The sequence below is a fragment of the Halobacterium hubeiense genome, from assembly GCF_001488575.1.
Classification (GTDB): Archaea; Halobacteriota; Halobacteria; order Halobacteriales; family Halobacteriaceae; genus Halobacterium; species Halobacterium hubeiense.
The window spans coordinates 1,550,707-1,577,202 of record NZ_LN831302.1 but is presented as its reverse complement, the minus strand read 5'-3'; the positions used below and the strand labels follow the sequence as shown (position 1 = coordinate 1,577,202).

At 71.2% G+C, this 26,496-nt stretch carries 28 protein-coding genes; 13 read left to right on the top strand and 15 right to left on the bottom strand.

Going from position 1 to position 26,496, the window contains the following annotated elements:
- Positions 1-51: 51 nt before the first annotated feature.
- Complete coding sequence (locus tag HHUB_RS08205; protein WP_059057144.1) at positions 52-474, bottom strand: GtrA family protein; 423 nt, start codon at positions 472-474, stop codon at positions 52-54.
- Positions 475-1,902: a sulfatase gene (locus tag HHUB_RS08200; protein ID WP_059057143.1), complete on the bottom strand. Its 1,428-nt coding sequence runs from the start codon at positions 1,900-1,902 to the stop codon at positions 475-477.
- Positions 1,903-2,103: 201 nt separating this feature from the next.
- Between HHUB_RS08200 and HHUB_RS08195 the strand changes: the two genes are divergently transcribed.
- Complete coding sequence (locus tag HHUB_RS08195; RefSeq protein ID WP_059057142.1) at positions 2,104-3,054, top strand: AAA family ATPase; 951 nt, start codon at positions 2,104-2,106, stop codon at positions 3,052-3,054.
- On the opposite strand, the gene HHUB_RS08190 is transcribed toward HHUB_RS08195, so the two are convergent.
- From HHUB_RS08190 to HHUB_RS08160, 7 genes are read right to left on the bottom strand one after another with little or no spacing between them, the layout of a single operon-like run.
- Positions 3,055-3,297, bottom strand: a complete 243-nt coding sequence (locus HHUB_RS08190; protein WP_059057141.1) for a glutathione S-transferase family protein — start codon at positions 3,295-3,297, stop codon at positions 3,055-3,057.
- 33 nt (positions 3,298-3,330) lie between these two features.
- Complete coding sequence (locus tag HHUB_RS08185) at positions 3,331-4,845, bottom strand: DUF7519 family protein (RefSeq protein ID WP_059057140.1); 1,515 nt, start codon at positions 4,843-4,845, stop codon at positions 3,331-3,333.
- Positions 4,842-6,191: a DUF58 domain-containing protein gene (locus tag HHUB_RS08180; protein WP_059057139.1), complete on the bottom strand. Its 1,350-nt coding sequence runs from the start codon at positions 6,189-6,191 to the stop codon at positions 4,842-4,844. Before HHUB_RS08180 ends, HHUB_RS08185 begins: the two co-directional genes overlap by 4 nt.
- The gene (locus HHUB_RS16615; protein ID WP_059057138.1) at positions 6,188-6,772 is read right to left on the bottom strand and encodes a DUF7269 family protein; all 585 of its coding nucleotides are present in this window, start codon (positions 6,770-6,772) and stop codon (positions 6,188-6,190) included. Before HHUB_RS16615 ends, HHUB_RS08180 begins: the two co-directional genes overlap by 4 nt.
- Positions 6,769-9,321: a transglutaminase domain-containing protein gene (locus HHUB_RS08170; protein ID WP_059057137.1), complete on the bottom strand. Its 2,553-nt coding sequence runs from the start codon at positions 9,319-9,321 to the stop codon at positions 6,769-6,771. The genes HHUB_RS16615 and HHUB_RS08170 overlap by 4 nt, the downstream gene beginning before the upstream one ends.
- A 60-nt stretch (positions 9,322-9,381) precedes the next feature.
- Positions 9,382-9,591 (bottom strand): hypothetical protein, encoded by a 210-nt coding sequence (locus tag HHUB_RS08165; protein WP_059057136.1) that lies wholly within the window; start codon positions 9,589-9,591, stop codon positions 9,382-9,384.
- A 31-nt stretch (positions 9,592-9,622) separates the two neighbouring features.
- Complete coding sequence (locus HHUB_RS08160; protein ID WP_059057135.1) at positions 9,623-10,210, bottom strand: AsnC family transcriptional regulator; 588 nt, start codon at positions 10,208-10,210, stop codon at positions 9,623-9,625.
- A 129-nt stretch (positions 10,211-10,339) separates the two neighbouring features.
- Here HHUB_RS08160 and HHUB_RS08155 point away from each other — a divergent pair, with 129 nt between their 5' ends.
- From HHUB_RS08155 to HHUB_RS08115, 9 genes are all read left to right on the top strand, one after another.
- Complete coding sequence (locus HHUB_RS08155) at positions 10,340-10,537, top strand: heavy-metal-associated domain-containing protein (protein WP_059057134.1); 198 nt, start codon at positions 10,340-10,342, stop codon at positions 10,535-10,537.
- 59 nt (positions 10,538-10,596) lie between these two features.
- Complete coding sequence (locus HHUB_RS08150; protein ID WP_059057133.1) at positions 10,597-10,965, top strand: hypothetical protein; 369 nt, start codon at positions 10,597-10,599, stop codon at positions 10,963-10,965.
- Between the two features lie 46 nt (positions 10,966-11,011).
- Positions 11,012-11,542 (top strand): peptide-methionine (S)-S-oxide reductase MsrA, encoded by a 531-nt coding sequence (msrA, locus tag HHUB_RS08145; RefSeq protein WP_059057132.1) that lies wholly within the window; start codon positions 11,012-11,014, stop codon positions 11,540-11,542.
- Between the two features lie 108 nt (positions 11,543-11,650).
- Entirely contained in the window at positions 11,651-12,787 is a 1,137-nt protein-coding gene (locus tag HHUB_RS08140; RefSeq protein ID WP_059057131.1) for an extracellular solute-binding protein, read from the top strand.
- The gene (locus HHUB_RS08135) at positions 12,787-13,692 is read left to right on the top strand and encodes an ABC transporter permease (protein ID WP_059057130.1); all 906 of its coding nucleotides are present in this window, start codon (positions 12,787-12,789) and stop codon (positions 13,690-13,692) included. Before HHUB_RS08140 ends, HHUB_RS08135 begins: the two co-directional genes overlap by 1 nt.
- A 68-nt stretch (positions 13,693-13,760) precedes the next feature.
- Positions 13,761-14,588, top strand: a complete 828-nt coding sequence (locus HHUB_RS08130) for an ABC transporter permease (protein ID WP_059058244.1) — start codon at positions 13,761-13,763, stop codon at positions 14,586-14,588.
- A gap of 2 nt (positions 14,589-14,590) precedes the next feature.
- Complete coding sequence (locus tag HHUB_RS08125; protein ID WP_082687210.1) at positions 14,591-15,340, top strand: ABC transporter ATP-binding protein; 750 nt, start codon at positions 14,591-14,593, stop codon at positions 15,338-15,340.
- A 93-nt stretch (positions 15,341-15,433) separates the two neighbouring features.
- Positions 15,434-17,545: a formate dehydrogenase subunit alpha gene (gene fdhF / locus HHUB_RS08120; RefSeq protein WP_059057129.1), complete on the top strand. Its 2,112-nt coding sequence runs from the start codon at positions 15,434-15,436 to the stop codon at positions 17,543-17,545.
- A gap of 89 nt (positions 17,546-17,634) precedes the next feature.
- The gene (locus HHUB_RS08115) at positions 17,635-18,957 is read left to right on the top strand and encodes a hemolysin family protein (protein WP_059057128.1); all 1,323 of its coding nucleotides are present in this window, start codon (positions 17,635-17,637) and stop codon (positions 18,955-18,957) included.
- A 69-nt stretch (positions 18,958-19,026) separates the two neighbouring features.
- On the opposite strand, the gene HHUB_RS08110 is transcribed toward HHUB_RS08115, so the two are convergent.
- Positions 19,027-21,345 carry a heavy metal translocating P-type ATPase gene (locus HHUB_RS08110; RefSeq protein ID WP_059057127.1) on the bottom strand — a complete coding sequence of 773 codons (2,319 nt, stop codon included), beginning with the start codon at positions 21,343-21,345 and terminating at the stop codon, positions 19,027-19,029.
- Between the two features lie 230 nt (positions 21,346-21,575).
- On the opposite strand from HHUB_RS08110, the gene HHUB_RS08105 reads away from it, so the two are divergent.
- Positions 21,576-21,983, top strand: coding sequence for a pyridoxamine 5'-phosphate oxidase family protein (locus HHUB_RS08105; protein ID WP_059057126.1), 408 nt, complete (start codon positions 21,576-21,578; stop codon positions 21,981-21,983).
- On the opposite strand, the gene HHUB_RS08100 is transcribed toward HHUB_RS08105, so the two are convergent.
- Positions 21,984-22,262 carry a DUF2249 domain-containing protein gene (locus HHUB_RS08100; protein ID WP_059057125.1) on the bottom strand — a complete coding sequence of 93 codons (279 nt, stop codon included), beginning with the start codon at positions 22,260-22,262 and terminating at the stop codon, positions 21,984-21,986.
- A 96-nt stretch (positions 22,263-22,358) separates the two neighbouring features.
- On the opposite strand from HHUB_RS08100, the gene HHUB_RS08095 reads away from it, so the two are divergent.
- Positions 22,359-23,012, top strand: coding sequence for a helix-turn-helix domain-containing protein (locus tag HHUB_RS08095; protein WP_059057124.1), 654 nt, complete (start codon positions 22,359-22,361; stop codon positions 23,010-23,012).
- A gap of 3 nt (positions 23,013-23,015) precedes the next feature.
- On the opposite strand, the gene HHUB_RS08090 is transcribed toward HHUB_RS08095, so the two are convergent.
- Positions 23,016-23,447 (bottom strand): type II toxin-antitoxin system VapC family toxin, encoded by a 432-nt coding sequence (locus tag HHUB_RS08090; protein ID WP_059057123.1) that lies wholly within the window; start codon positions 23,445-23,447, stop codon positions 23,016-23,018.
- Positions 23,448-23,690, bottom strand: a complete 243-nt coding sequence (locus HHUB_RS08085; RefSeq protein WP_059057122.1) for an AbrB/MazE/SpoVT family DNA-binding domain-containing protein — start codon at positions 23,688-23,690, stop codon at positions 23,448-23,450.
- A 110-nt stretch (positions 23,691-23,800) separates the two neighbouring features.
- On the opposite strand from HHUB_RS08085, the gene HHUB_RS08080 reads away from it, so the two are divergent.
- Positions 23,801-25,123, top strand: coding sequence for a hypothetical protein (locus HHUB_RS08080; protein ID WP_059057121.1), 1,323 nt, complete (start codon positions 23,801-23,803; stop codon positions 25,121-25,123).
- A 12-nt stretch (positions 25,124-25,135) separates the two neighbouring features.
- On the opposite strand, the gene HHUB_RS08075 is transcribed toward HHUB_RS08080, so the two are convergent.
- Positions 25,136-26,008, bottom strand: a complete 873-nt coding sequence (locus HHUB_RS08075; RefSeq protein WP_059057120.1) for a substrate-binding domain-containing protein — start codon at positions 26,006-26,008, stop codon at positions 25,136-25,138.
- Positions 26,009-26,071: 63 nt separating this feature from the next.
- Positions 26,072-26,374, bottom strand: a complete 303-nt coding sequence (locus tag HHUB_RS08070) for a CGCGG family putative rSAM-modified RiPP protein (RefSeq protein ID WP_059057119.1) — start codon at positions 26,372-26,374, stop codon at positions 26,072-26,074.
- Between the last annotated feature and the right edge of the window lie 122 nt (positions 26,375-26,496).

The window sequence follows — 26,496 nt, the reverse complement described above, 5'->3', positions numbered from 1 at the left end:
AACGTGACGAGCGGTCGACCGAGGCTGCCGCGAACGCCGCGGGTACCCCTTCTACCCCCACGTCCACTTCGCGTCGAGGACGTAGCGGTAGAGGCCGCTGACGAGGATGGCGAAGGCGTTCGCGAGGAGGTACGGGAGCGCGCGCCACTCCACGAGCGCGAACAGCACGCCGACCTGCAGCGGAATCGCGGAGCCCCGGATGACGTTCGTCTTCAGCAGGCCGACGAGGTAGTCGACGGTGCCGGTGTTGCGGTACTTGCGGAACGTCCACGCGTTGTTGAGGACGTACGAGAGGACGATGGTGATCTCGATGGCGATGACGGCGCCGACGAGGTAGTTCAGCCGGCCGACGTCCACGAACGCCCACAGCAACACCATCTGGACGCCCGCGGTGAACGCGCCGACGGCGACGAACCGCCGCAACTGCATCGCGAACGGCCCTTCGTAGAGGCCGCGGAGGTAGCGCCGCACCATCTACTTGTAGCCGAGCGCTTCCAGTCGCGCGCCGAGGTCCCCGTCGACCGCCGTCTCCGTCGTCCCGCTGTGGTCGCGGACGACGGCCGCGTGTTCGTCGACCAGCGGCGCGAACCGCTCGACGACCGCCCGCTCGTCGGGCGTCGGGTCCACGGAGCGGTCGTCCTGCTGGTCGGGGTCCGACGGCCGGTGGTAGAGTTCGGTCGCGCCCGTGTCGACGTTCTCGATGTACGTCCAGTCCCTGTCGCGGACGCTGACGAGCAGGTCGCCGTCGGAGAGCGAGCGCGGGATGGGCTGGGCGGTTACCGACTCGCCGCGCACGGTCACCGACACGACCGGGTCGTCGTCGGGTTCGTCGCCGTCGAGGACCGCGGGGGCCAGCGAGTCGCCCTGCCACTCGGCGTTCGCGTCCACGTCCAGCAGGCCAGTAATCGTCGGCGGAATCGAGTCCAGCCCGACCTGCTGTTCGACGCGCCGCGGCTCCGCGCCCGGCACGTCCACGACCAGCGGCGCGTGAATCAGTTCGTCGTAGAGTTTCGGGTAGTGCGCGAGGTGGCCGTGCTCCTGGAACTCCTCGCCGTGGTCGCCCGCGAGCACGACCGCCGTCTCGTCGGCGACGCCCTCCGCGTTGAGGGTGTCCAGCAGGCGGCCGATGCTGGCGTCGACCTGCCGGACAGCCGCCTGATACAGCGTGCGGAGGTCGCCGAGTGTGCGCTCGCCGACCTCCCAGCCGAGGCCGGTGCGGGTGTGCGCGTGCAGCATCCGGTGGGTGCCGAGGACGTTCGAGGACACCTCGCGGATGTACCGCGGCGCGGGGACGTACGGCGTGTGCGCGTCCATGTAGTGGACCCACAGGAAGAACGGCTCGTCGGTGTCCTCGACGAACTCGGTGGCGGCGTGTTCGACGTCGAACATCCGCGAGGTGTCGAGGAACGGCCGGTCGTCGCTGTCGCCACGCAGCCACGACCCAGCGCGGCGCAGCGGCGACGTCGCCAACTGGAGCCACGCCTCCACCGTCGGGTGTGTGGCGAGGTAGCGGCTGTAGATGCTGGAGCCGACGCTGGCGACGAACGGCTCGAACTCGTCGAATCCATCGTCGTAGCCCCAGTGAGAGGTGAGGAAGCCGTTGGCGGCGTTGAACCCGCCCGTGGCGAACCCGGCCTCCGAGAGCGCCGAGGCGAGCGTCGGCGACTCGCTGACGCCGACCTCGTCGGAGTCGGAGAACACCGGCCGGGAGGAGAGCATCGACGGGAACGAGAACGGCGTCCAGTTCCCGTTCGCGAACGCGCGTTCGAAGACGGTCCCTCGCTGCGCGAGGCGGTCCATCACCGGCGTGTGTCGCGTCTGGTCATACGCGCCGATGGCGTCCGCTCGCAGCGAGTCCACCGTGACGAGTACGACGTTCGAAAGCTCTGTGTCAGGTCCCATGGTCGTCGGTTGCCCCCGTTCCGTTCGAGGCGTGCCCGTCCTCGAACGGCGCTGTCACGCACTCCTCTCGGTGGGAGCGGTGTATGCGTTTCGCTCGGTTACTCGAAGTGACGGGCTGACGCGGTATTAACTGAGCGGTTACTGTCGCGTACCGGGTGTAGGCGACAACTACAAGGCCGGCGCCGGCGACCCACGACTCGAATGGACGTCGACACCGCCGCCCGGACGTGTACCGACGTGATAGACGCGGTCAGCGAGGCGGTCGTCACCGACCGGCAGTTCCTCGAAACCGTCCTCTCGGGCGCGCTCGCCCGCGGCCACGTCCTCCTCGAAGACGTGCCCGGGACGGGGAAGACGCTCACGGCCCGGAGCCTCGCGACCGCGCTCGGGCTGGAGTTCACGCGCGTGCAGTTCACGCCCGACCTCCTCCCGTCGGACATCACCGGCTCGCACGTCTACGACGCCCGTACCGAGTCCTTCGAGTTCAACCCCGGTCCGGTGTTCGCGAACGTCGTGCTCGCGGACGAAATCAACCGCGCACCCCCCAAAACACAGGCCGCACTCCTCGAAGCGATGGAGGAAGGACAGGTGAGCGTGGACGGCGAGACCCACCAGCTCCCGGAGCCGTTCCTCGTCATCGCGACGCAGAACCCCGTCGAGCAGGAGGGGACGTTCCGACTGCCGGAAGCCCAGCGCGACCGCTTCGCCGTGAAGGCCGGCATCGGCTACCCCGACCGCGCCGGCGAGCGCGAGCTCATCGACCGCCGCGCCGACCGCCAGACCACCACCCCCGAGGTCTCGCAGGTCGTCCCCGACGACGCGCTCTCGGACCTCCAGACCGTTCCGGAGACGGTCTCGGTCAGCGACGGCGTCCGCGACTACGTGGTGGACGTGGGGCGCGCCACCCGCGAGGACGACCGCGTCGAAGTCGGTGTCAGCCCGCGCGGCACCCAGCGGCTGTTCGAGGTCGCTCGTGCCCGCGCCGTCGTGCAGGGACGGGACTACGTCACGCCCGAGGACGTGAAGCGAGCGGGCGAGTCTGTGCTCGTCCACCGGCTCGTGCTCACCGGGCAGGCCACCGTCGAGGACGTCGACCCCGTGGACGTCGTGCGGGACGTCCTCGACAGCGTACAGGTGCCCGCCGTCTCGTAACTATTCGCCGTACGTCTCGTAGAGGTACTCGACGATGTCGTCTGACTCCGACATTCCCTCGACGCCGTGGTCGGGGTCCACGAGCACGGGCACCTGCGACTGGCCGCTGACCTCGCGCACCTCGTCGCGGCGAAACTTGAAGAAGGAGACGCGCTCGGTCTCGTAGTCGAGGCCGAGGTCGCCGAGCGCGCGTTTGACTTTCCGGCAGTACGGGCACAGCGGCTGGACGTACAGCGTCCGCATACCCCGGAAATCGACCGCCCGGGTGTTAGTTGTTCACTCCGCGAGCGCGCCGACCAGCGCCGCCAGTCCGACGCCGGCGGCGACGAGCGCGACCAGCGCCGCGCCCGCGTCCGGCGTCTGGAGACCGGCGGCAACCCCACCGACGAGCGTGGCGGCGTAGTACGCGAGGACGCCGACGGCAACCGCCGCGGCGACGTGGACCAGCTCCGCGCGAGCGGTCGGCGCGTGGCGCTCGACCTCCGCGGCGACGCCGACGCCGTACTCGCCGACGTCCCACGCGACCATCCCGGCGGCGACGAGCGCGAACACGAACTCCCGGGGCGCGTCCTGCATCCCGGCGGCGGCCGCGGCGACCACGAGGCCGCCGGCGGCGACCGCGGCCGGCGCGCTGCGCTGGGGAATCACGCGCAGCCAGCCCAGCCCCGCGAACGCCAGCAGGAGTCCGGAGAGGACCGCCAGCGGCGCGAGCAGGCCGACCAGCGCGAGCGCCGGCTCGCCGAACGTCGCGACGACGGGCTCGAAGTTCGCGCGCGCCTGCTGGGGGAGCGCGCGCCGGACCGCCGCGACGACGCGGCCCGCGAACAGGACGCCGACGACCACCGCCAGCACGCCGCCGCCAGCGGCCGGTGCGACGCGACGCAGGCTCTCGCGGTGGTCGCCGGTCGCGAGGCGCGCGACCCGCAGCGCGGCGACGATGAGCACGGACGCCGCGATGGCGGCGAGCATGAGCGCGCGGACGACGCCCGAGGACGCGAGCGCACCGACTAGCGAGACGAGGGTAGCGGGCATCTGCGCGACGACGCGCTCCGCGATGCCGGAGACGAACGCGACGAACACGACCGCCCAGCTCAGCGCGAACAGCCGCCAGACGGACAGGCAGGCGGCGACGACGAGCCGCTTCGCCCGCGCCGCCGCCTCGCGGCGCTCGCGCGGCGCGAGTTCGACCAGCGGCGCGGCGGCCGCGCCGGCGGCGAGCGCGCGCGCCGTCGCCGCGACCAGCACGAAGAACACGACCACGTCGAGCGCGGTGCCCGTCGGCGAGTGGACGAGCGCGGCGAGTGCGCCGAGCGCGTCGCCGAACTCGCCGAGGACGCCGACGTCCCTCTGGACGCGCCCCGCGAGCGCGGCGACCGTCGCGAAGAACGGGAGAATCGTGGTCGCGACGACGACGGAGAACGCGCGGCCGACCGCGCCGCCGCCGACGCCGCCAGTGAACGCCGCGGTCGCGCCGAAGCCCGCGGTGGCGAGCGCGACGACGACCAGCGGGTCGAGGACGTCCGCGAGCAGGGGGAAGTCGGCCGCCGAGAGCCCCGCGGCCGCGAGGACGGAGACGCCGCCGGCGGGCGCGAGCACGGACGCCGCGAACACGGCCAGCGGCTCCTCGCGCGTCGCTAGCCCGGTGGCCACCGCGAGCACGCCGCCGCCCGCGGCCGCGAGGAACGCCAGCAGGCCGTACGTGGCGCGCGCGTCGTTGACGGCGAACAGCACGATTGCGACCATCGCGGCGCCGGCGACGAGCGTCGGCCGTCGCACGGGGTCGTCGCTCATCGCTTCCCCCCGCGAACCGTGGTCGTCGCGCGGGCGACCGCGCTGGCGAGCGGTTCGTCGGGCGCCCAGTCGACGACGCTCGCGCCGGCGGCCCGGGCGTCGGCGAGCGCGAGCGCCCGGTCGGCGGCGGCGAGCGTGCGTCCGGGCGTGTCCGTCGCGGTGACGTCCGGGCTGACCGCGGTGACGTGGTGGCCGTCGGCCGCGAGGCGCCGCACCAGCGCCGCCGGGAACGCGTCGAGCGCGGGCGAGCAGACGACGACCTGCGTGCCCGCCGGGACGCGCTCGGCGAACCGGTCGATGCGCGCGTCGTCGTCGGGTCGGCTCCCGCCGTCGGCCGCGGCCGCCGGCTCCGACTCGGCTTCGACCGCACCGCCCTCCGGCGTCGCGTCGCCCGTTCGCGCTTCGACGGCGGCGTCGAGGACGGCCGCGATGCGCGCGTGGTGCGCGTCGCCCGTGCCGGGCGGCACCCACGCGGGGTCCGTCCCGCCGGTCACGGGGTCGTCGATGCCGAACACCGCGAGGCCGACGCGGTGGCCGGCGGATTCGAGCGGCTCCACCGCGCGCGCTGCGGCGTACGCGGACAGCGACGCGCCCGACGGCGTACCGGCGTGCGCGGTCGCGTCGCTGGCGTCGCGGGCGTCCACGGCGAGCACGACGGCGGCCGCGCGCCGCTCCCGGTAGTTCACCGTGGAGAGTTCGCCGGTCTTCGCGTAGCGGCGCCAGTTGATGCGGCTCGCGGGGTCGCCGCGCTGGTACTCGCGCGTCGAGTGGAACTCGATTCCCGGGCCGCCGGAGTCCGTCGGGAGCGTGCCGGCGTGCGCGGTCGTCTGCCGCCGCAGCGGCACGTCCGCGACGCTCACCCGACAGTTCAGTTCGTCCGCGCCGTCCACGGGCGCCTCGACCGTGCGGGCGTTCGTCGCGCTCGCGCCGCGGACGCGAACCGTCGGCGCGTCGAACGGGAACTGCCCGCGGTCAGCGACCACGGTGTATTCGACCGTCGCCGTCCCGCCCGCGGGGAGCGCGAGCGCGGCGTCCGGCGACCCGTCCACCACGCGGAGGTCGCCGGGGACGCCGTCGGCGACGCGGACGTCCGGGAGCGCGCTCCCGCCGACGTTCTCCACGGTGAGTTCGACGGTCACGCGGTCGCCGGGCAGCGGCGAGTCCGCGGAGAGGTCGCGGGTCGAGCGAATCGGGTCGCCCCCGCGGGGCGCCGAGAGCGCGCCGTACAGCACGAACGCGAGCGGAATCACGGCGGCGACGAACAGCGCCGACCGGCCGCTCGCGACGCCGGCGCCGGCGAGCGCGAGCGCCGCCAGCAGGCCGCCGGTGAACCGCGACTGGCTCACCGCGACCCCTCCGTGGCAACGTCGTGGACGGCCTCGACGGTGCGCTCGACGCGTCGCCGGTACGCGCGGCCGGGGTGGACCCACCCGCGCAGGCGCTCGCGGAGCGGGTACCGGGGCGCGCGCTCGTCGCCGAGGAACGCCGCCGCCACCGGGTCGTCCGTCCACTCGCCGCGCGCGACGACGGCCGCGGCGTCGCCTCGCGTCCCGGCCCGGCGCTCGCACGCCCGCACCGCCGTCTCGCGAACCCGCTCGCGGACCCGCGGCCGCGCGTCCCGAGCGAAGGCGTCGTCGCCGTCCGCGATGCGGTCGAGCGCGCCGTCGACCGGCTGGCCGGGGTCGGCCGCGGCCGTCTCACTGCCCGCGTCCGCCAGCGACGGGGTCGCCTCCGGCTCGGCCTGTCGGCGCCGCCGGAGCGCGTACCCGACGAGCGCGGCGCCGACGACGCCGGTCGCGAGCGTCGCGTCCAGCCCGTTCGCCGCGCCGACCAGCGACGCGGGCGCGACCCCGACGACCACGCCGACGGCGACCGCGACGCCCGCGACGCCGACCGCCGCCAGCACCGTTCTGCGGAGCGCGGTCACTGTTCGTCCTCCTCGCGGTCGGCGCCGCGCACCGAGTCCAGCGCCTCCTCCGCGCGGTCGAGGTGTGCGTCCTCCGCGCGCCCGCCGTACGCGGCGTCCCGGAACGCGGCCGTGAGCGCGTCCACGGGCCGCTCCGGGAACCCGCGCTCGACTGCCTCCCGGGCGACCTCCGCGGGCGTCTTCGTCTCCCAGCGCTCGACGCCGACGACCGCGACGAACCGCCGCCACACCGTTCGCAGGCGGCCGTCAGCAGAGTTCGCGTTCGTCTCGGCTCGCGGCTCGCCGGCCGCGCCGGCGTCGCGTTCGCGTCCGACGCCCGCGGTCGCGGCGAGTCCGGCGAGCCAGCCGCGGACGTCCGGGACCCGGACGCGCCCGGGGAGGGACGCGAGCCACGCGAGCACGCCGCGCCAGCCGTCCGCCGTGGCCGCTCGGAACTCGGCCGCGAGGTCGTCCAGCGAGTCCGCGAAGCCGACGAGCGCGCCGACGACGTAGGACGTAGCGCCGCGCGCCGCGGCGACGAGCGCGTTCGCGACGCCCCGGGGCGTCACACCGCGCTTCTGTGCGGCCAGCACGACGCCGGCGAGCGCGCCGAGCGCCGCGAGCACGGCGGCCGCGGCCGAGGGCAGCACCCACCCGAGGTACGCGGTCGTGGTCTTCTCGCTGGCCGTCGCGACGACCGCCGGCGCGCGCGTCAGCGGTATCTCGAAGGCGACGGCGCCGTCCGCGTCGGTTTCGCCGACGGTCTCGCCGGCGACCGTGACGGCCGCGCCGCTCACCGGCTCGCCGCCCGACGTGACGCGAGCGGTGGCGGTCGTGCCGGGGAACGGCGCGACGAGCGACGGGGACACCGCGACGGCGAGGTCGTCCACGGGGTAGGTCGTCGTCTCGCTGAGGTCGTCGCGGGACGCCGTGACGTCGAGTACGCCGCTGGCGTCTTCGGGGATCCGGACCGCGATGCGGCCGTTCTCGTCCGTGCGGCCCTGCTCGACGCCGCCGACGCTGACCGCGGCGTCCGGGAACGGCCGGCCCGCGACGGTGACGGTGAGCGTGCGCTCGGCGCCGGGCTCGACGTCGCCGTCGAAGGCAAACCGCACGTCCGCGTTCACGTCGAACGTCTGCGCGGAGTCGTTGCCGTCGTCCTGCTGGGCGACTGTCGGCGACGCGACGCTGTACGCGCGGTCGCCGCCGACGGGCGCGGACGCCAGCGAGCCGCTGGACGCCGTGACGTTCACCGTCGTTTCGACGCTGACGCGCAACTGCTCGGCGTACGGGACGGTGAACGCGACCGTACCGTTCGCGTCGGTCTGACCGACGCGGTCGCCGTTCACGACGAGCGCGACGTCGCGCGCGGGCAGGTCGGCGGTCGTCACGGTCGCGGTCACGCGCTCGCCGGGCACCGCGGTCCGGTTCAGGGACACCTCGAAGTCGCGCTCGTCCTCGTGGAGTTCGTCGCGGGCGCTCTCGCGGGCGTCCCCGGGCGTCGGGTCGAAGCGCACCCAGCCGACATCCTCGAAGTACACTTCGACCCACGCGTGGGCGTCGGCGCCGCGCACGAGGTACTTGCCGTCGCCGACGTACTCGCCGCCGGCGTACCCGACGACGTAGCGCGCGGGGACGTCCTGCGCGCGCAGCATCGTCGTCATCGCGGTCGCGAAGTACTCGCAGTAGCCCGCGTCTTGCTCGAAGAGGAACTGGTCGGTGATTTGGTCGCCGGGCTCGGGCACGTCGGTCAGCGAGTACGTCTTGTTCGCTTCGAGGTACTGTTCGACGCGGCGCGCGGCGTCGTAGCGGTTGTCCGCGTCCCCGACTACCTCGGCGGCGCGCTCGCGCACGCGGTCGGTCGTCTCGACGGTCGTGTACTCGGTGTCGACGACGCTGCCCGCGACGCGCACGTCGTCGAGCACGCTCGGCGCCGACAGCGCCTCTATGCTCTGCACGCGGTACGTCTGCCCCTCGGTGAACGCCGCGCTCGCGCTGATGCCGCTGGTCGGCGTCAGCGACACCGACGGACACCCGCCCGCGCACGTGAGGTTTATCGGCCGCCACGGCGTGGGCAGCGAGGTCGCGGGCCGGCTCAGCGTGACCTCGTTCCACTCGATTGGCCGCTCCGTGACGGGGCGGGGCGGCTGGACGCGGTTGACCTGCTGGCGCTCCCAGCCCGACCCCGTGTAGGTGGTGTACGCTTCCGTCCGCCAGTACCGCGACTCGTCGGCCTCCGCGACGAAGTGCGCCTCCGTCGCGTTCGCGCGCTGGCCGGGCGACATCGGCCCGCCGACGCTGGCGGTCTCGCCGGGCGTGAGCGCGCCGAACGCGGACGCGCCGAACTCGAAGTCCCCGGACTGACCGCTGGCGTCCCCGAGGAGCGCGTCCGCGCCCGGAATCTGACGCAGGAGCTCCGGCACGTCGCCGGGTGCGGGCGGCGAGTCGAGGCCGCCCAGCGGGGCCTGCCCGGCGAGCGCCGGCGCGGCCGCGGCGGCTGTGACGAGGCCGACCGCGAAGACGACGGCGAGGAGGGCGCGGCGCGCGTCGGGACCGGAGGCGTCGCTCATTCGTCTGCCCGTTGGCCGCCACGCCACGTATATGATTCGGAGGGTGCGGTGGGCGTGCTGTCAGTCCACGTCCAGAATCCCGACCGCCGCCAGCGCCGCTTGCGCGACGAGTACGACCGCGAGGACGGCGCCCGCGAACAGCAGCGGCGCGGCGAGCAGGCGCGCGACGCGGTACGGGAGCACCAGCCGGCCGAACCCGAGGACGACGAAGCTCGCGGCGACGAGCGCGAACAACAGTATCGAACGGGAGACGAACGCGTTCCGACGCACAGGTGGAGTCGCTGCCGCGGCGGCTTAGCCGTTAGGCTTCGGCGTCGTGGCGGTCGTAGCGCTCCTCGAAGCGCGCCTGACACGACGAACAGCAGAAGTGGTAGCGGTCGCCGTCGATGCGCGCGGTCTCGCCCTCGCTGGTGACGGTGTTGCCGCACTCCGCGCACGCCATCGCGAACTCCTCGCCGACGCTGGGGTGCCACTCCGCGTCCGCGAGCAGCGTCACGTCGTAGTCGCGGAGGCGCTCGGTGCCGACCGTCTCGGTCACCCACGAGCGCACGTCCTCGACGGGGAGCCGGGCCGAACACACCACGTCGCCGCTGGCGGTGACGAAGACGTGTTCGACGGCGTCCGCGCCGCCGACGGCCTCGCGGACGGCGTCGACGTCGCCCGGCGGGACCGACAGCTCCACGAGGACGTTGGCGCCCTCGCGGAGCCGCGAGCGGTCGATGTCCACGGTGAACCGCTCGATGACGCCGCTGTCGCGGAGGTTCGCCACGCGGTCGGAGACGGCGGGTGCGGACAGCCCCACGTCGTCGGCGATGTCGCTGTACGGGCGGCGCGCGTCCGCCGCGAGCAGTTCGAGGATGCGGCGGTCGGTCTCGTCGAGGTCGGACATGCCCGAGAGTCGGGGTCACGAACACAAAGCGATTGCGGCGTTCGACGCTCGAATCCAAACTCCGAGCGGGCGGCTGGCCGAACGTCGTGAGGCGAAACTGCATTAGGACGGCGGGACCTACGGACGCGTATGTCCCGAACCATCACCGTCGAAGGGATGAGCTGTGGCGGCTGCGAATCGACCGTCGAAGACGCGCTCGAAGGCGTCGCGGGCGTCGAGTCCGCGAGCGCGGACCGCGAACGCGACGCCGCCGACGTCGAGGGCGACGCGGACGCCGACGCCCTCGTCGCCGCGGTCGAGGACGCCGGCTACGACGCGTCGGCGTAACTACCAGCAGGCGTCGCGAGAGGCGCAACCTTCTCCCCCCGTCCGCGCGAAGTGAGAGCGTGACTGACTACCGTCCCGGCCAGTGTAACATCGGCAGCGAGCAGCGCCAGCGGCGCGCTCGCATCGCCGCGCTGGCGTTCCTCACGGCTGCCGCGGTGGTCGCCGCGTACCTCGCCGGCGGCCTCCCGGAGCCGCTGTTGCTCGTCGTGTTCATCCCGCTGGCGGTCGGCTTCGAGTGGGCGTTCCAGTCCCACGAGTCGTTCTGCGTGCGGCTGGCGATGGTCGGACAGTACGCCTTCGGGGACGACCGCGGGGACGTCCCGGACGCCGCGAACCGCCGCGCCGACAGACTGTACGCCGCGAAAATCACGGCCGCGAGCGTACTGTTGGCGGCGGTCGTCACGGCCGCGCTCGTGTTCGCGCTCTGACGCCGGTGTCGGGTCTGTTAACTGCCGGGCCCACCAACGTTCGCGCATGACCGAGACTGCGACGTTCGGCGGCGGGTGTTTCTGGTGCGTGGAAGCGGCGTTCGAACAGCTCGCCGGCGTCGAGGACGTCACCTCGGGGTACGCCGGCGGCCACGTCGAAGACCCCTCGTACCGCGAGGTCTGCAACGGCACGACCGGCCACGCGGAGGTCGTGCAGGTCGAGTACGACACGGACGAGCTCGCCTACGAGGACCTCCTCGAAGTGTTCTTCAAGGTCCACGACCCGACGACGCTGAACCGGCAGGGCCCGGACGTCGGCGAGCAGTACCGCTCTATCGTCCTCTACCACGACGGCGACCAGCGCGACCTCGCGGAGGCGTTCGTCGAGGAGCTGGAAGCCGCGGACGCCTACGAGGACGACATCGTCACCGAAATCGAACCGCTTGAGACGTTCTACCGCGCGGAGGACAAGCACCAGAACTACTTCGAGAAACACCCGAATCAGGCGTACTGCTCGGTGAACGTCGCGCCGAAGGTCGCGAAGGTCCGCGAGGAGTTCGCCGAGAAGGTCCGGTAACGACCCTACGTTCGTCACTTTTTGGCACACGCCGGGCGACGAGCCGCCCGGATACGTCAACAAGCCTATTATAAACGCGTTTGAGGGGCGTCGGAGTTCGCCCAGACGATGCCCGACACACGTCGCAACGTGGTTCGCTCGCTGGGCGCGCTCGCGGCCGCCGGCCTCGCCGGCTGCGTCACCGAGAACGCCAGCAACGACGCGTCCGGCGGTGGCGGCTCGGACACCTACACCGTCGGCACCGGGGAGTACGAGACGACCGTCGAGGCGTCGGCGTTCCCCGAGACGCTCTACTTCTACTGCGTGCAGTCCGGCTGGATGAACTGGCCGTCGGTCATGGAGTCCTTCGAGGGCGAGTACGGCGTCGCGGTCAACGACGACGACCGCTCCTCCGGGGAGGCGCTGACGCACATGCGCTCCCACGAGAACAACATGACCCACTCGGGGTACAACGGCGGGTACACGTACGGCATCGTCGCCCGCAACGACGGCTTCACGCAGGCGTACAAGCCGCAGGGCTGGGAGGAGGTGCCCGACGCCCTGAAGACCGACGACCACCACGTCACCGCCACCCGGCGCGTCACCACCGCCGTCACCTACCGCAAGGACATCTACGAGGAGCGCGGCCTCGACGAGCCCGAGACGTGGGAGGACCTCCTCCACCCCGACATCACGCAGGACCTCGCGCTCCAGACGCCGCAGGCCGCCGTCGGGCTCGCCGCGGCGCTGTCCATCAACAACGCCCGCGGCGGCAGCATGGACGACCTCCAGCCCGTCATCGACTACTACGGGGAGATTCTGGACGGCGGCGCGGAGTTCACGGACAACTTCCTCGCGCAGTTCTCCCGCGGCGAGTACGCGACGTTCGTGCGCTACGACTACTCCGGGCTGGACCTCAAGTACAACAACGAGGAGGTCGCCGAGGAGAACGTCGGCGTCGCGCTGCTCGGCGGCGAGAACGGCAATCAGGGCGCGCTCAACATGCCCTACGGCTACGCGCTCCTCGAAGATGCGCCCAACCCCGAGGCCGCGAAGCTGTTCATGGACTACGTGCTCTCGCTGGAGGGCCAACAGCAGTTCCTCGACGCGTACGTCCGCCCGATTCGCGCCGACGAGCTCGAACTCCCCGACGAGTTCATCGACAGCGCCGAGTACGACCGCACGGAGTTCCAGGTGGACTACGGCGCGCTCGTCGACCAGCAGGAGTCCATCATCCAGGAGATAACGCGGGGCGCGGGTCTCTGATGTCCGTCGCGGGTCGGCTCGCCGACAGCGTGACCGTCCCGGGCTGGCTGCTCGCGCCGGTCACGGAGCGCGACCGCGAGCGCCGCCGCGTCATCGCGCTGTGCCTGCCGTTCGCCGCGCTCGCGGTCGTCGCGGGCGTCTACCCGCTCGCGGAGGTCGCGCGCATCAGCGTCTCCACGCAGACCTACGACTCGGTCGGGTTCACGCTCGCGGCCTACGAGACGCTGCTGACGGACCCCTACTACCGCGGCGTCGCGGTCAACACGCTGTGGTTCGCCGCCGCGACGACGGTGACCGCCGTGGGACTCGCCGTCCCCATCGCGCACGCCCTCGAAAGCTACGACCTGCCCGCCAGCGACCTGCTCGTGACGCTGGTGTCGTTCCCCATCAGCCTCCCGGGCATCGTCGCGGCGTTCATGGTGCTCGTGCTCGTCGGGAACTCCGGGCTCGCCACGAGCGTCGTCGCGGCGTTCTCGGCGGCCAGCCCGCTGGACCTCGCGTTCGGCACGACCACCAGCGGGCTGTTCCTCGCGTACCTCTACTCGATGATTCCCCGCGCGACGCTCATCCTCCGGGGCGCGTACGCGGAGGTCGACGACCGCCCCGCGGAGGCCGCCCAGAGCCTCGGCGCGACCCCGTTCCAGACGTTCCGGTACGTCACCTTCCCCGCGATTCGGCCCGCCATCACGGGCGCGCTCGTGCTCACGTTCCGCACCGCGCTGGCCATCTTCGGGACGCTGCTCGTGATTCAGAGCCTCGTCGTCTGGACGCTCCAGATTTCCCGCGAGCTGGGCCCCGGCTTCAACCTCCGGGTCGCCGGCGCGATGGCGATGGCGTACTTCGTGTTCGCGTTCGCGTTCACCGCGCTCGCGCTCCGGTACACCGAAGCGGAGGTGGGGCTGTGAGCGCCGACGCGCCCGCCGAGCGCCGGGTCGCGCCCTCCCGGCGGTTCGGCCGCGCGGCCGTCGTCGCCGTGCTGGTGGCGACGCTGGCGTTCCTCATCCTCCCGGTCGCGTACACGTTCGTCGGGTCGTTCGCCACGCGGATGACCGGCGTCGTCCCCGAGGGACTGGGCACGCTGGACAACTGGCGGGTGGTGCTGGGGCTCGCGGACACCATCGGCTCCCAGCGCAGCATGGGGTGGACGACGCTGGTCGCGCTGCCGAACGGGCTCGGCATTCAGGTGCCCGCGGAGCTGGCGTTCAGCGTCGCGCTCGCGCTCGGCGGCGTCGCAATCAACCTCGTCGTCGGCGTCCCCATCGCGTACGCCGTCGCGCGCTACGACTTCCGCGGCAAGGAGTGGGTGGACGCCTTCTCCGTGCTGCCGCTCGTTCCGGGGGTCGTCCTCGGCGTCGCGTTCCTGCGCGCGTACCCGGATCTCTCGGCGACGAGCTTCGGCCTCGTCGTCGGCTACTCGCTGTTGAAGGCGCCGTTCATGGTGATGGCGGTGCGCAGCGAGTTCGAGTCGATGGACCTGCGGCGCATCGAGGAGAGCGCGCGGTCGCTTGGCGCGTCGTGGCCGCGGACGTTCCTCACGGTCGTCGTGCCGCAGGCGCGCTCGGGCATCCTCGCGGGCGCCATCGTCTGCTGGACGCTGGCGGCCGCGGAGTTCAACTTCTCGTACATCGTCTACGCGAAAGGCACCCAGCCGCTGGCGCTGTTCCTCCAGCGCCACATCTCGAACAGCGCGTTCCCGAAGGCCGCGGCCGCCGTGTCGCTGTTCTTCTGCATCGTCGTCGCGGTCACCGTGGCGCTCCAGCGGCTCGGGAACCGCGGTTTCGACGCTATCGGAGGCGACTGACAATGGCACGTGTAACACTCGACTCGGTGACGAAGGCGTACGGCGACACGACCGCGATAGACGACGTCTCCGCGGCGGTACCGGACGGCGAGACGCTCGGCGTCGTCGGCCCCTCGGGCTGTGGGAAGACCACGACGCTGCGCACGGTCGCGGGCTTCGAGACGCCCGACGCGGGCGGCGTCTACTTCGACGACGGCGAGGTCACCCACGTCCCGCCGGAGAACCGCAACGTCGGGCTGGTGTTCCAGTCGTACGCGCTGTTCGAGCACATGACCGTCGCGGAGAACGTCGCGTTCGGCCCGCGGATGCACGGCGTCGAGCAGGAAGAGCGACAGCGCCGCGTCGACGAGCTGCTGGAACTGCTGGACATCGCGGAGCTGCGGGACCGCGACCCGGCGTCGCTGTCGGGCGGCCAACAGCAGCGCGTCGGCGTCGCTCGCGCGCTCGCCATCGAACCCGAGATTCTGCTGCTGGACGAGCCGATGACCGGCCTCGACGCGAAGCTCAAGACCCGGCTGCGCTCGGAGTTGCGCGACCTGCTGGACCGCCTCGACGTCACCGCCCTCTACGTCACCCACGACCAGGCGGAGGCGATGGCAATGTGCGACCGCATCGCGGTGATGAACGGCGGCGCGCTCGAACAGGTCGGGCCGCCCGCGGAGGTCTACCACGAGCCCGCCACCGAGTTCGTCGCGGAGTTCGTCTCCGTGGACGCCGTCGACCTCGACTTCCTGGAGGCGCCGCGGGCCTGAGCGGTTCCCGTCCGCTCGGCATCGCGGAAAGATTCTTGTCCGCGCTTGCTAGATATTCGCACATGACGGGAGCACTCTCGGGGGCGATGTGCCGTGTCGACTGACGAATCCACGAAGACCATCTGCCCGTACTGCGGCGTGGGCTGTGGCATCAGCGTCCGGCAGGGCGACGAGCCGGGGGACGTGTCGTTCGCGCCGTGGGGCGAGGCGCCGGTCAACGAGGGGCGCGTCTGCATCAAGGGCGGCGCGGCCACGGAAGTCGTCGACCACGAGGACCGGCTGACCGAACCCATGATTCGGGAGGACGGCGACCTCCGCCCGGCGTCGTGGGACGAAGCCCTCTCGCGCGTGGTCGCCGAAATGGAGGACATTCGGGACGAGCACGGCCCGGACGGGATGGGGTTCTACGCGTCCTCGAAGACGATGAACGAGGAGAACTACCTCCTCCAGAAGCTCGCGCGGCGGTTCGGCACGAACAACGTGGACAACTGCACGAGGATGTGCCACGCCTCGACGGTGTACGCGCTCCGCGAGAGCCTCGGCGCGGGCGCGATGACCAACAGCATGGCCGACCTCCGCGACGAGGCCGACGTCTTCTGGATTCAGGGCGCCAATCCCGGTGAACAGCACCCCATCGCGAACAGCCAGTACTTCCGGCAGGCGGTGCTGGACGGCGCGACCGTGATTCAGGTGGACCCGCACGCGAACAAGACCACGGAGTCGTTCGAAATCGAGGAGTCGGACCGGCACATGCACCTCCAGCTGGAGCCGGGGACGGACATCCCGCTGCTGAACGCCGTCCTGAAGACGGTGCTGGACAACGGCTGGGTGGACGAGGAGTTCGTCGCCGAGCGCACGGAGGGCATCGAAGACCTCCGGGAGACCTTAGCGGACTTCGACAAGGAGGCCGCCGCCGAGGAGTGCGGCGTCCCCCTCGAAGACATCGAGCGCGCGGCCGAGGCGTACGCGACGGCGGACAACGCCGCCATCTTCACCGGGATGGGGATGAGCCAGCACGCCTGCGGCGTGGACAACGTCCAGAACGAGATCAACCTCGCGCTCGCCACCGGGAACCTCGGGCGGCCCGGCACGGGCGTGAACCCGCTCCGCGGGCAGAACAACGTGCAGGGCGCCAGCGACGTCGGCGCGATGCCGAACGTCCTGCCGGGCTACCAGCCCGTGGACGACGACGAGGCCCGCGAGGCCGTCGAGGACGTCTGGGGGTTCGAGATTCCCAGCGAGCCCGGCCTCACGAACGTCGAAATCACGCACAGCGTCGGCGACACCGTCCACGGCCTCTACGTCATGGGCGAGAACCCCGTGATGAGCGAGCCCAACGCCGACCGCGTGGCCGACCTCCTCGACGAGACGGAGTTCGTCGTCGTGCAGGACATCTTCCCGACGGAGACCGTCGAGTACGCGGACGTCGTGCTCCCGGCGACGACGTGGGCCGAGCGCGGCGGCACCGTCACGAACACGGACCGCCGCGTCCAGCGGATGCGCGGCGTCGAGAAGGTCCACGAGGACACCCGCCACGACCTCGACATTCTCACGGAGGTCGGCACGCGGCTGTTCGGCGAGGACGCCGGCTTCGACTTCGACGGCCCCGAGGAAGTGTTCGAGGAACTGCGCGAGGTCTGTCCCATCTACCACGGGATGACCTACGACGCGCTCGGCGAGGAGGGCCTGCACTGGCCGTGCTACGAACCCGGCGACGAGGGCGACCAGTTCCTCTACGCGGACTCCTTCGACACGCCGAGCGGCCGCGGGCAAATCGAGGGCGTGCGCCACCAGCCGCCCAGAGAGACGCCCGACGACGAGTACCCCCTGATTCTGACGACCGCGCGCCTCGAAGAGCACTACAACACGGGGACGATGAGTCGGCGCTCGGCGACGCTCTCCCGCCAGCACCCCGAGAACTTCGTGGACGTCCACCCCGAGGACGCCGAGCGCTTCGGCGTCGCGGACGGCGACAGCGTGACGCTCCGGTCGCGGCGCGGCGAAATCACGCTCCGCGCGAACGTCACGGAGGCTATCAAGGAGGGCGTGGTGTGGACGACGCCGCACTTCGCGGACGCCTCCGCGAACGTGCTGACGAACGACGTGCTCGACGAGCGCGCGAAGATTCCCGAGTACAAGGCCGCCGCCGTCGACGTGACGCTCGCGGACGGCGGCGCGGACCCGGACGCGCCCGCCGACGACTAACGGCCAGCACGGCCTTTTTTGTGACTGCCGGGCGGACGGCCTGGTATGGCTTTCTGTCGAGAGACTGACTCGCGGAGCGGGGGATACTGATGGCGGAGTTCGGTATCTCCGTCGCGAAGTTCCTCTTCGCGCTGTTCCTCGTGGTGTTGAACGGGTTCTTCGTCGCCGCGGAGTTCGCCTTCGTGCGGGTCCGCGCGACGTCAGTCGAGCAACTCGCCGAGGAAGGGCGTGCCGGTGCCGGCGCACTCCAGGACGTGATGACGGACCTCGACAACTACCTCGCCGTCACGCAACTCGGAATCACGCTCGCCTCGCTCGGGCTGGGGTGGGCCGGCGAACCCGCCGTCGCGGCGCTCATCGAGCCAGTTCTGGGGTCGCTGCTCCCGGCGACGCTCGTCCACCTCGTCGCGGTGGCAATCGGCTTCTCGGTCATCACGTTCCTGCACGTCGTCTTCGGGGAACTCGCGCCGAAGACGTTCGCCATCGCGCAGACCGAGCGGTTCTCGCTGTACCTCGCGCCGCCGATGAAGTTCTTCTACTACCTCTTCTACCCGGGCATCGTCGTCTTCAACGGCGCGGCGAACCGGTTCACCCACATGCTCGGCGTCCCGCCGGCCTCCGAGTCCGACGAGACGCTCGGTGAGCGCGAAATCCGGCGAGTGCTGGCGCAGTCCGGCGAAGAGGGCGACGTTGACGTCGCGGAAGTCGCGATGATAGAGCGCGTCTTCGAGCTCGACGACACCGCCGTCCGCGAGGTTATGGTCCCGCAGCCGGACGTGGTGAGCGTGCCCGCGGACGCCACGCTGTCGGACCTCCGCGAGACGGTCTTCGAGGCGGGGCACACCCGCTACCCCGTCGTCGAGGCCGACGACCCCACCCAAGTAGTCGGCTTCGTGGACGTCAAGGACGTCCTCCGAGCGAGCGAGCGCGACGACGGGACGACGGCCGGCGACATCGCGCGCGACGTCCTCGTGGTACCCGAAACCACGACCATCAACGACCTGCTGGTGCAGTTCCGCTCGGAGCACCAGCAGATGGCCGCGGTCATCGACGAGTGGGGCGCCTTCGAGGGAATCGCGACCGTCGAGGACGTCGTCGAAGCCGTCGTCGGCGACCTCCGCGACGGGTTCGACGTCGACGACCGCGAGCCGTCGATTCGGCGCCGCGAGGACGGCAGCTACGACGTCGACGGCGGCGTCTCGCTGGCCGACGCCAACGACGTGCTCGGCGCGGAGTTCGAACACGCGGCCGTCGAGACGGTCGCCGGATTGGTCCTCGACCGGCTCGACCGAGGCCCGGAAGTCGGCGACAGCGTCGCAGTGGACGGCTACGAGTTCGAGGTGACGAGCGTCGAGGGGTCGCGAATCGCCACGCTCCGAATCTCCGAACCGGACACCGACGAGACGGCGTAGGTAGCGCGGCCGCTACTTTTCTGTCAGCACCTCCAGTACCCCGTCGGAGACGGCGAAGACGCGAGGGAGCTACTCGCTTCCGTCCGCGTCGAGTTCGGGTTTCACGCGCGAGAGCCGCATCGCGTTCCCCGTGACGGCGGTGGTCATCCCGGCGTCGCCGACGAGCACGGCGACCCAGATGGGGACGAAGCCGAGCGGGACGCCCGCCGCGAGAACTGCTTTCGCGGCGAGACTCGACCAGACGTTCTGCCGGATGACGCCGTTCGTGCGGCCCGAGAGGTCGTAGAGGTACGGGAGCCGCGTGAGGTCGTCGCCCATCAGCGCGATGTCCGCGGTTTCGAGGGCGGTGTCCGTGCCCGCCGCGCCCATCGCGACGCCGACGGTGGCGGTGGCGAGCGCGGGCGCGTCGTTGACGCCGTCGCCGACCATCGCGACCGCCTCGTACTCGTCGGTGAGGTCCTCGACGGCCGCGACCTTCTGCTCGGGGAGCAGTTCCGCGCGGAAGTCGTCCACGCCGACCTGCTCGGCGATGGCGCCGGCAGTCCGCTCGTTGTCCCCGGTGAGCATCACGGTGTGCTCGACGCCGAGGTCGCGGAGGCGCTGGACGGCGGCCTTCGCCTCGGGGCGGACCTCGTCGGCGACCGCGATGACGCCCTCCAGTTCGTCGTCGGTGCCGACGAGGACGACCGTCTTCCCCTCGCTCTGGAGTTCGGGGACGAGGTCTTCGAGGAGGTCCACGCAGCCGTTGCGCTCGCAGAGGTCGCGGGTCTTCTGCGTGACCACGCCGCCGTCGGTGGCGGCGTGGACGTGCGAGAGGTCGAACCCGAGGTCCGCGAAGTAGCCGGGTTTGCCCGCGTAGTGGGTGGTGCCGTCGAGGTCCGCGCGCACGCCCTTCCCGGTGACGCTCTCGAACTCCGAGACCGCGCGGCCCTCGATGCCGCGGTCGTCGGCGTGCTCGACGATGGCGTCGCCGATGGGGTGTTCACTACGGGATTCGAGGCCGCGCGCGCACCGGAGCACGTCCTCGTCGGTGTTGTCGCCGAGCGGCACGACGTCGGTGACGGTGAGTTCGCCCTTCGTGAGCGTCCCCGTCTTGTCGAACGCGACGGCTTCGACGGCGCCCATCGCTTCGAGGTGGTTGCCGCCCTTCACGAGTACGCCGTTCTTCGCGGCGCTCGTGACGCCCGAGACCACCGAGACGGGCGTGGAGATGACGAACGCACAGGGACAGGCGAGCACGAACAGCGTGAGCCCGCGGAGAATCCACGTCGGCCACGACGCGCCGAACAGCAGCGGCGGGACGACGCCGACGAGGATGCCGGCGCCGACGACGGCGGGCGTGTAGTAGGCGGCGAAGCGCTCGACGAACTGCTCGCGCTCGGTCTGGTTGGCCTGCGCGTCCTCGACCATCTCGACGATGCGCGAGAGCGTGTTCTCCGTGGCCTCCGCCGTGACCTGCACTTCGAGGTAGCCCGCCTCGTTGATGGTGCCCGCGTACACGTCGTCGCCGTCGGTCTTGTCCACGGGGACGCTCTCGCCCGTAATCGGGGCCTGATTGACGGCGCTCTCGCCGTCCACGACCACGCCGTCCATCGGAATCTTCTCGCCGGGCCGGACGACCACGCGGTCGCCGACGCGAACGTCCTCGACGGGAATCGTGACCTCCTCGCCGTCACGCAGGACTGTCGCTTCGTCCGGAGAGAGCTCCATCAGCTCTTCGAGGGAGCTGCGCGCGCGGTCCATCGAGTACGACTCTAAGAGTTCGGAGACGCTGAACAGGACCGCGAGCGTCGCCGCCTCGAAGTAGAGGCGCTCGCCGAACGCGACGCTGGCGGCGACGGCGCCGAGGATGGCGACGGACATCAGCAGGTCGATGTCCAGATTCAGGCTCTTCAGCGAGTAGTAGCCGCCGCGGACGATGGGCTGGCCCGCGATGAGGATGCCCCCGAGGAACGCGGCGTCCGAGAGCAACACGTCGCTGCCCAGCAGTTCCGCGACCGCGGCGTTCGAGCCGGGGAGCAGGAACTCCAGGAGGAAGCCCGCGGCGACGAGGACGCCGCTGGCCCACGTCTTCAGCGCGCGCGGACTCGTCCACACCGAATCCGGTTCGGCGGCCTCGGTGCGCTCGCCCTCGCTCTCGCCGGACCGGCCGGTGACCTCGTAGCCAGCGGCCTCGACGGCCGCGACCAGTTCGGCTTCGTCGGCCTCGCCGGGGTCGTAGGTGACGACGACGCGGCCGGTCGTCGGCTGTGTGTCGAAGGACTGGACGCCGGCGACGCCTTCGAGGGCGTGCTCGACTTTGCCGGCGCAGGAGGGGCAGTCCATGTCGGGGACCGACAGCCGGGCGGTCAGGGTGGCGGGTTCGCCGCCGGGGGAGTCGTCGGTCATGTTAGCTGGAGCTACGAGACGACCAGTTATTAATTCGGCTGTTATTCTTCCGGCGGTAGATAGGAGATTGTAATAAACGAGCGCGGTCGAGTTGTTAATTCGTCCGTCGGGAGCGATTCCCGGAGTGTTGGAACGACGGGGTCGGTTAACCGTGGCCTGGGACTAGCGGCCACCGGTAGATGTCTCACCAGCCTTCTCCCGACGGCTTCGCCCCCGAGCGAGAGGTGCAGATGAGCGCCGACGAAGTCGCCGCGTTCCTGGAGTCGTGCGGCGACGGCGTACTCACGATACACGCCGACGACGCCCAGTCGTTCCCGGTCTCGTTCGGCTACGACCCGGACACCGACCGCTGCGTGTTCCAGTTGCTCTCCGCGCCTACGAGCGCGAAGCGCGGCCTCGACGCGGAGACGCCGGCGACCCTCGTCGCGTACGACATCGGCTCGCCCGACGACTGGTCGAGCGTCGTCGTCGACGGCGTCCTCGCCGAGATTCCGACGCCGGAGCCGGCCGACCGGCGGCGCTACGCCGAGCAGGCGACGCCCATCGGGATGAGCGTCTTCGACGCCGACCCGCGGGTCCTGGACGCGACGTGGTACGAACTCCGCCCGACGGACGCGACCGGGCGGCGGAGCCCGTAGTCAGGCGTCGGCGTCCCAGATGCCCGTGACGACCGCGTTGTCGGCCTCGACGGTGGCGTACTCGTAGCCGCGGTCGTCGAGCTTAGGGTAGAGGTGCTGGGGGGCGCGGTCGTTGACCTGCACGAGCACCACGTCGTCGGCGAGGTCCGGCAGCGTCTCCAGCGTCTCGACGAGCGGGTCCGGCGGCCCCAGCTCGCGGACGTCGAGCAGTTCGCGCTCGCGGTCCAGCGGCACGCCCGTCTCCGAGAGGTGCGCGTGCCAGTCGGTCGTCGTGGCCATGTCTGTATCGTCGCGCCCCGCCGCCCCCAGCGTTCCCCCGAACAAGTTCGGGAATACTTCTTGAGGCTGGGGGGCAGTATGAACGAACATCTTCGCATGGCACGAGCACAACTCTCCATCGACCTGCCCGACTCGGTGTGGATCTCTCAGGTGTCCACACGCTACCCCGACACGCTGTTCCGCGTCCTCGCGGCGTTCCCCGACGACGACGAGGGCGTCGCGCTGCTGGAACTCACCGGCCCCGACGTCGTCGACGTCCTCAAGGAGATGCACGACGCCGACGGCGTCGAGGACATGGAGCCGCTCGAACGCGACGACGACTCCGTGCTCGTCGAGTTCGAGACCAGCGAGCCGCTGTTGCTGTTGACGCTCCAGGAAGCGGGGCTCCCGCTGGAGCCGCCGCTGGAAGTGTCCAACGGCACCGCCACGCTGGAAGTCGTCGCGCCCCACGCGAAGCTCTCGGCGCTGCGCGACCAACTGGACGCCTTCGGGATGGACTTCGAGGTCGGCTACCTCTACGAGTCCGGTGACTCCGAGCGCCTGCTGACGCCGCGCCAGCAGGAGCTGCTGGGCGCCGCCATCGAGGCCGGCTACTACGACACGCCCCGCGAGTGCACGCTCACCGACCTCGCGGAGGAACTGGACACCGCCAAGTCCACGCTCAGCGAGACGCTGCACCGCGCCGAGGAGACGGCGATAAAACAGTTCGCGAGCAACCTCCCGCGGTTCGCCGACAAGGACCTCGCCTGACTGCTACGGTCCGTACGGGTCGGTCGCGGTGTCGAGCCGGTAGACGTCGTCGGCGCGGTCGAAGTCGTCGTCGAACGCGTACAGGTAGCCCAGTCCCTCGGTCTGCATGTCGGCGACGATGCACGCGTCGACGAACGAGAACGAGGCGTGCTCGCGGAACAGGGCTTTCCCTCTCGCGAGTGCGTCACCGGTCAGCGACGCGACGTGGAATCGCGGGTTCGTCTCGATGCGGTCCATGAAGTCCACCGCGGCTTCCTGCCCGGCGTTGGTCGTCAGCCCGTTCAGCGTCTCCGCGAGGACGAACTCCGGAACGACGCCCTCCGGAAGCGTGCCGTCGTCGACGCCGCGGAGAATCGGTAGCGCGTCGTCGTGTCTCGCGTCCCGGCGGTAGGCCGCGGCATACAGGACTGACGTGTCGAGGACGGCCCGCGGCATCTACTCGACGCCCCACGCGTCGTGTGCCGTCGTGCCGTCCGTCTCCGCGTCGCCGTCGTAGCCGTCGAAGTCCGCGAACGTGCCGGCGTCCTGCTGGACGACTTCCACGCGGACCGCACCGTCCTCAACAGTCCAACGGAGCCGGTCGCCGTCGTCGATGTCGAGTTTCCGGCGGATGCGCGCGGGGATGTTCGCCTGATTCCCCGACACCTTGCTCTCCGCGTCGGTGTAGTCGCTGCTCATACGAGTCGGTACGGCGCCCACTCGCAAAAGCCTAGTGTGCGCCCACACTACCCGAATAGCCGAACACGTTCGGGAGAACTCGCACCGGCCGCCACCACCACCGTTCAGACATGAGCGCCGTCCCTGCCGGACTCGCGACCGACCAACAGCCGCCGATGACGGTGCCGCTCCGGTACGTCCTCGTCGGCTTCGCGTTCCTGCTCGCCGGCGGCGGCGTCGGCCTCGCGAACGTCGCCGGCGTCGCGCCCGGACTCGCGCGGCTCGCGCACGTCCACCTGCTGCTGGCGGGCTGGGTGTGTCTCACCATCATGGGCGCGATGACGCAGTTCGTGCCCGTCTGGTCGAACGTCCCCGTCCACTCCCGCCGGCTCGCGAACCTCGCGCTCGCGCTCGTCGCGGTCGGCGTCGCCGGCCTCGCGGGCGCGTTCCTCGCCACCAGCACTCACTGGATTCACGGCTTCGGCGGCCTGCTCGTGCTCGGCATCTGGACGTTCGCGTACAACCTCGCGCGCACCCTCCCGCCCGTCCGGGAGTTCGACGCCACGGAGGCGCACTTCGCGTTCGCGCTGGCGTGTTTCGTCGTGCTCGCCGCGCTCGGGTTCGTGCTCGCGTTCGACCTCTCGATGTCCGTGCTCCCGTTCGCGGGCGTGACCCGGACGCAGGTCGTCGGCGCGCACGCGACGCTCGCGGTGTTCGGCGCCATCCTCGCGACCGTCTTCGGCGCGCTCTACCAGCTCGCGACGATGTTCACGCAGACGGAAGTCGCGGGCCGCGACCAGCTGCTCGCGAACGCCGAGTACGCCTACCCCGCGGGCGTCGTCGCGCTCACGACCGGCCGGCTGTTCGCGATTCGGCCGCTGGCCGTCGCGGGCGGCCTCGTGACGGCCGCCGGCGCGCTCGCGTTCGCCGTCCTGCTCGCGAAGAAGCTCTACGAGGGCCGCGTCGAGCGCACGCCGATGCTCACGCGGTACGCCGTTGTCGCCGTCGCGCTCGCGGCGTGGAGTCCGCTGGCCGCCCGCGAGTGGATTGCGTCGCCGCTCGCCCGGGACGCGCTGTTCGGGCCGACCGCGGGCGTCCACCTCCTGTTCGTCGGCGTCGTCGGCTTCGTCGTGATGGGGTCGCTGTACCACGTCGTCCCGTTCATCGTCTGGGTCCACCGGTACAGCGACCGCCTCGGCTTCGAGCCGGTGCCGATGATAGACGACCTCTACGACGACCGCGTCGCCGCCGCCGACGGCCTGCTCGTCACCCTCGGCGCGGTCACGCTGATTCTCGGGCAGGCCGGCGTCGCGCCCGCCCCCGCGAGCCTCGCGGGCGGCGTCGCGCTCGGCGTCGGCTTCGTCGCGTTCACCGCGAACCTCGTCGGCGTCGTCTACCGCCACGGCCGCGTCCTCCCCGAGCGCTTCCACAGCCAGCCGGAGAACGCAGATTGACGGGCTGCGCGCTCACTCCGAGGGCGCGTACTGCTCGAACTCCGGCTGTTCGGAGCGCGCGAGCGGCCGGAACGCGGGCTCGCCGTCCACGCGGAACGCCGCGATTCGCTTCTGGGCCGGTCCCGTGAGGTAGCCGACGAACGCCATCGCGAGCGCGTACGCGACGTCGTGGCGCGCGGGATTCGTGGGGATGACGGCATACTCGTTGCGCAGCAGGTCCGGCGGGTCGTCGAGGCCGCGGGCGACGTGCGCGGCCAGCCCCGTCTCCGTGTTCAGGAACGTGCCGCGGTCGACCAGCGTGTACGCGCCAGTCTCGTCGGCGGCGACGAGCGTCGCGCCCATCCCCTGCCCCGTCTCGCGGTACCAGTCGCCGCCGGGTTCGACGCCCGCCGCCTCCCAGATGCGTCGCTCGCGGACGTGCGTCCCGGAGCGGTCGCCGCGCGAGAGGAACGTCGCGTCGCCCTCGATTTCGCGGAACGCCTCTAGGGGGCCGCGGTCGGCGACTCCCGCGGGGTCGTCCGACGGGCCGACCACGAGGAAGTCGTTGCCCATCACGGCGCGGCGGTTGACGCCGTGGCCCGCGCGCAGGAACTCGTCTTCGAGCGGGCGTGCGTGGACGACCACGGCGTCGCAGTCGCCGTCGCTTGCGGTGCGGAGCGCGGCGCCGGTCCCGCGGACGACCGCGCGCACCGACGCGCCGAAGGCGTCCTCGAACCCCGCCGAGAGGTCGCTGAGCAGGCCGCTGTCGTGGACGGTCGTCGCCGCTGCGACCGTCAGCGTCCCGTCGGCGACGCCGGGGTCGGTGCCGTCGCTCCCGCCGAGACAGCCCGCCAGCGACAGCGCGCCGCCGGCGCCGAGCGCGCGCAGGTACCCGCGTCTGTCCATGTGCGAGACAACTACTTCCGGTTACAAAGAAATTACGAGGTAACTAAAAGCAGTTACGTCGGATTAGCTGACGACGCGGACGCGCGTGACGTGGCCGCCGCAGCCGCACTGATCGACGTACTCGTAGGCGACGCTGTCGCCGAACGCCTCGTCGAGTTCGTCGTAGAGGTACTCCTCGGGGTGGCCGTTGTCGCCGTGCGTGACGAGGTTGACGTGGTAGCCGGCAGCCGTCGATTCGACGGCCTCGACGGCCTCCTCGACGACTAACTCCCGTTCGCCGGCGTGTTCGTCCTTCTCCAGGTTCGCGGACCACGAGTTCTGATGGACGCCGTCGACGGTCTCGGCGTCTTCGTGTGCTGATGCCATAGGAATCTATTCGTCGCGTACGCGGGTGAGGCGTTCCCCGAACACGTTCGCTCCGGCCGCCGAAGCACCCCGGCTCGTTCGTTTATAAGTAGTAGCCGAACTGGTTCGGGGGGTTCGCCGGA

Excerpts from the sequence above, each read along its gene's own strand:
- HHUB_RS08205 (WP_059057144.1), bottom strand. The coding sequence starts at position 474 with ATGGTGCGGCGCTACCTCCGCGGCCTCTACGAAGGGCCGTTCGCGATG.
- HHUB_RS08200 (WP_059057143.1), bottom strand. The coding sequence starts at position 1,902 with ATGGGACCTGACACAGAGCTTTCGAACGTCGTACTCGTCACGGTGGAC.
- HHUB_RS08195 (WP_059057142.1), top strand. The coding sequence starts at position 2,104 with ATGGACGTCGACACCGCCGCCCGGACGTGTACCGACGTGATAGACGCG.
- HHUB_RS08190 (WP_059057141.1), bottom strand. The coding sequence starts at position 3,297 with ATGCGGACGCTGTACGTCCAGCCGCTGTGCCCGTACTGCCGGAAAGTC.
- HHUB_RS08185 (WP_059057140.1), bottom strand. The coding sequence starts at position 4,845 with ATGAGCGACGACCCCGTGCGACGGCCGACGCTCGTCGCCGGCGCCGCG.
- HHUB_RS08170 (WP_059057137.1), bottom strand. The coding sequence starts at position 9,321 with ATGAGCGACGCCTCCGGTCCCGACGCGCGCCGCGCCCTCCTCGCCGTC.
- HHUB_RS08160 (WP_059057135.1), bottom strand. The coding sequence starts at position 10,210 with ATGTCCGACCTCGACGAGACCGACCGCCGCATCCTCGAACTGCTCGCG.
- HHUB_RS08155 (WP_059057134.1), top strand. The coding sequence starts at position 10,340 with ATGTCCCGAACCATCACCGTCGAAGGGATGAGCTGTGGCGGCTGCGAA.
- msrA (WP_059057132.1), top strand. The coding sequence starts at position 11,012 with ATGACCGAGACTGCGACGTTCGGCGGCGGGTGTTTCTGGTGCGTGGAA.
- HHUB_RS08140 (WP_059057131.1), top strand. The coding sequence starts at position 11,651 with ATGCCCGACACACGTCGCAACGTGGTTCGCTCGCTGGGCGCGCTCGCG.
- HHUB_RS08135 (WP_059057130.1), top strand. The coding sequence starts at position 12,787 with ATGTCCGTCGCGGGTCGGCTCGCCGACAGCGTGACCGTCCCGGGCTGG.
- HHUB_RS08125 (WP_082687210.1), top strand. The coding sequence starts at position 14,591 with ATGGCACGTGTAACACTCGACTCGGTGACGAAGGCGTACGGCGACACG.
- HHUB_RS08115 (WP_059057128.1), top strand. The coding sequence starts at position 17,635 with ATGGCGGAGTTCGGTATCTCCGTCGCGAAGTTCCTCTTCGCGCTGTTC.
- HHUB_RS08110 (WP_059057127.1), bottom strand. The coding sequence starts at position 21,345 with ATGACCGACGACTCCCCCGGCGGCGAACCCGCCACCCTGACCGCCCGG.
- HHUB_RS08105 (WP_059057126.1), top strand. The coding sequence starts at position 21,576 with ATGAGCGCCGACGAAGTCGCCGCGTTCCTGGAGTCGTGCGGCGACGGC.
- HHUB_RS08100 (WP_059057125.1), bottom strand. The coding sequence starts at position 22,262 with ATGGCCACGACGACCGACTGGCACGCGCACCTCTCGGAGACGGGCGTG.
- HHUB_RS08095 (WP_059057124.1), top strand. The coding sequence starts at position 22,359 with ATGGCACGAGCACAACTCTCCATCGACCTGCCCGACTCGGTGTGGATC.
- HHUB_RS08090 (WP_059057123.1), bottom strand. The coding sequence starts at position 23,447 with ATGCCGCGGGCCGTCCTCGACACGTCAGTCCTGTATGCCGCGGCCTAC.
- HHUB_RS08085 (WP_059057122.1), bottom strand. The coding sequence starts at position 23,690 with ATGAGCAGCGACTACACCGACGCGGAGAGCAAGGTGTCGGGGAATCAG.
- HHUB_RS08080 (WP_059057121.1), top strand. The coding sequence starts at position 23,801 with ATGAGCGCCGTCCCTGCCGGACTCGCGACCGACCAACAGCCGCCGATG.
- HHUB_RS08075 (WP_059057120.1), bottom strand. The coding sequence starts at position 26,008 with ATGGACAGACGCGGGTACCTGCGCGCGCTCGGCGCCGGCGGCGCGCTG.
- HHUB_RS08070 (WP_059057119.1), bottom strand. The coding sequence starts at position 26,374 with ATGGCATCAGCACACGAAGACGCCGAGACCGTCGACGGCGTCCATCAG.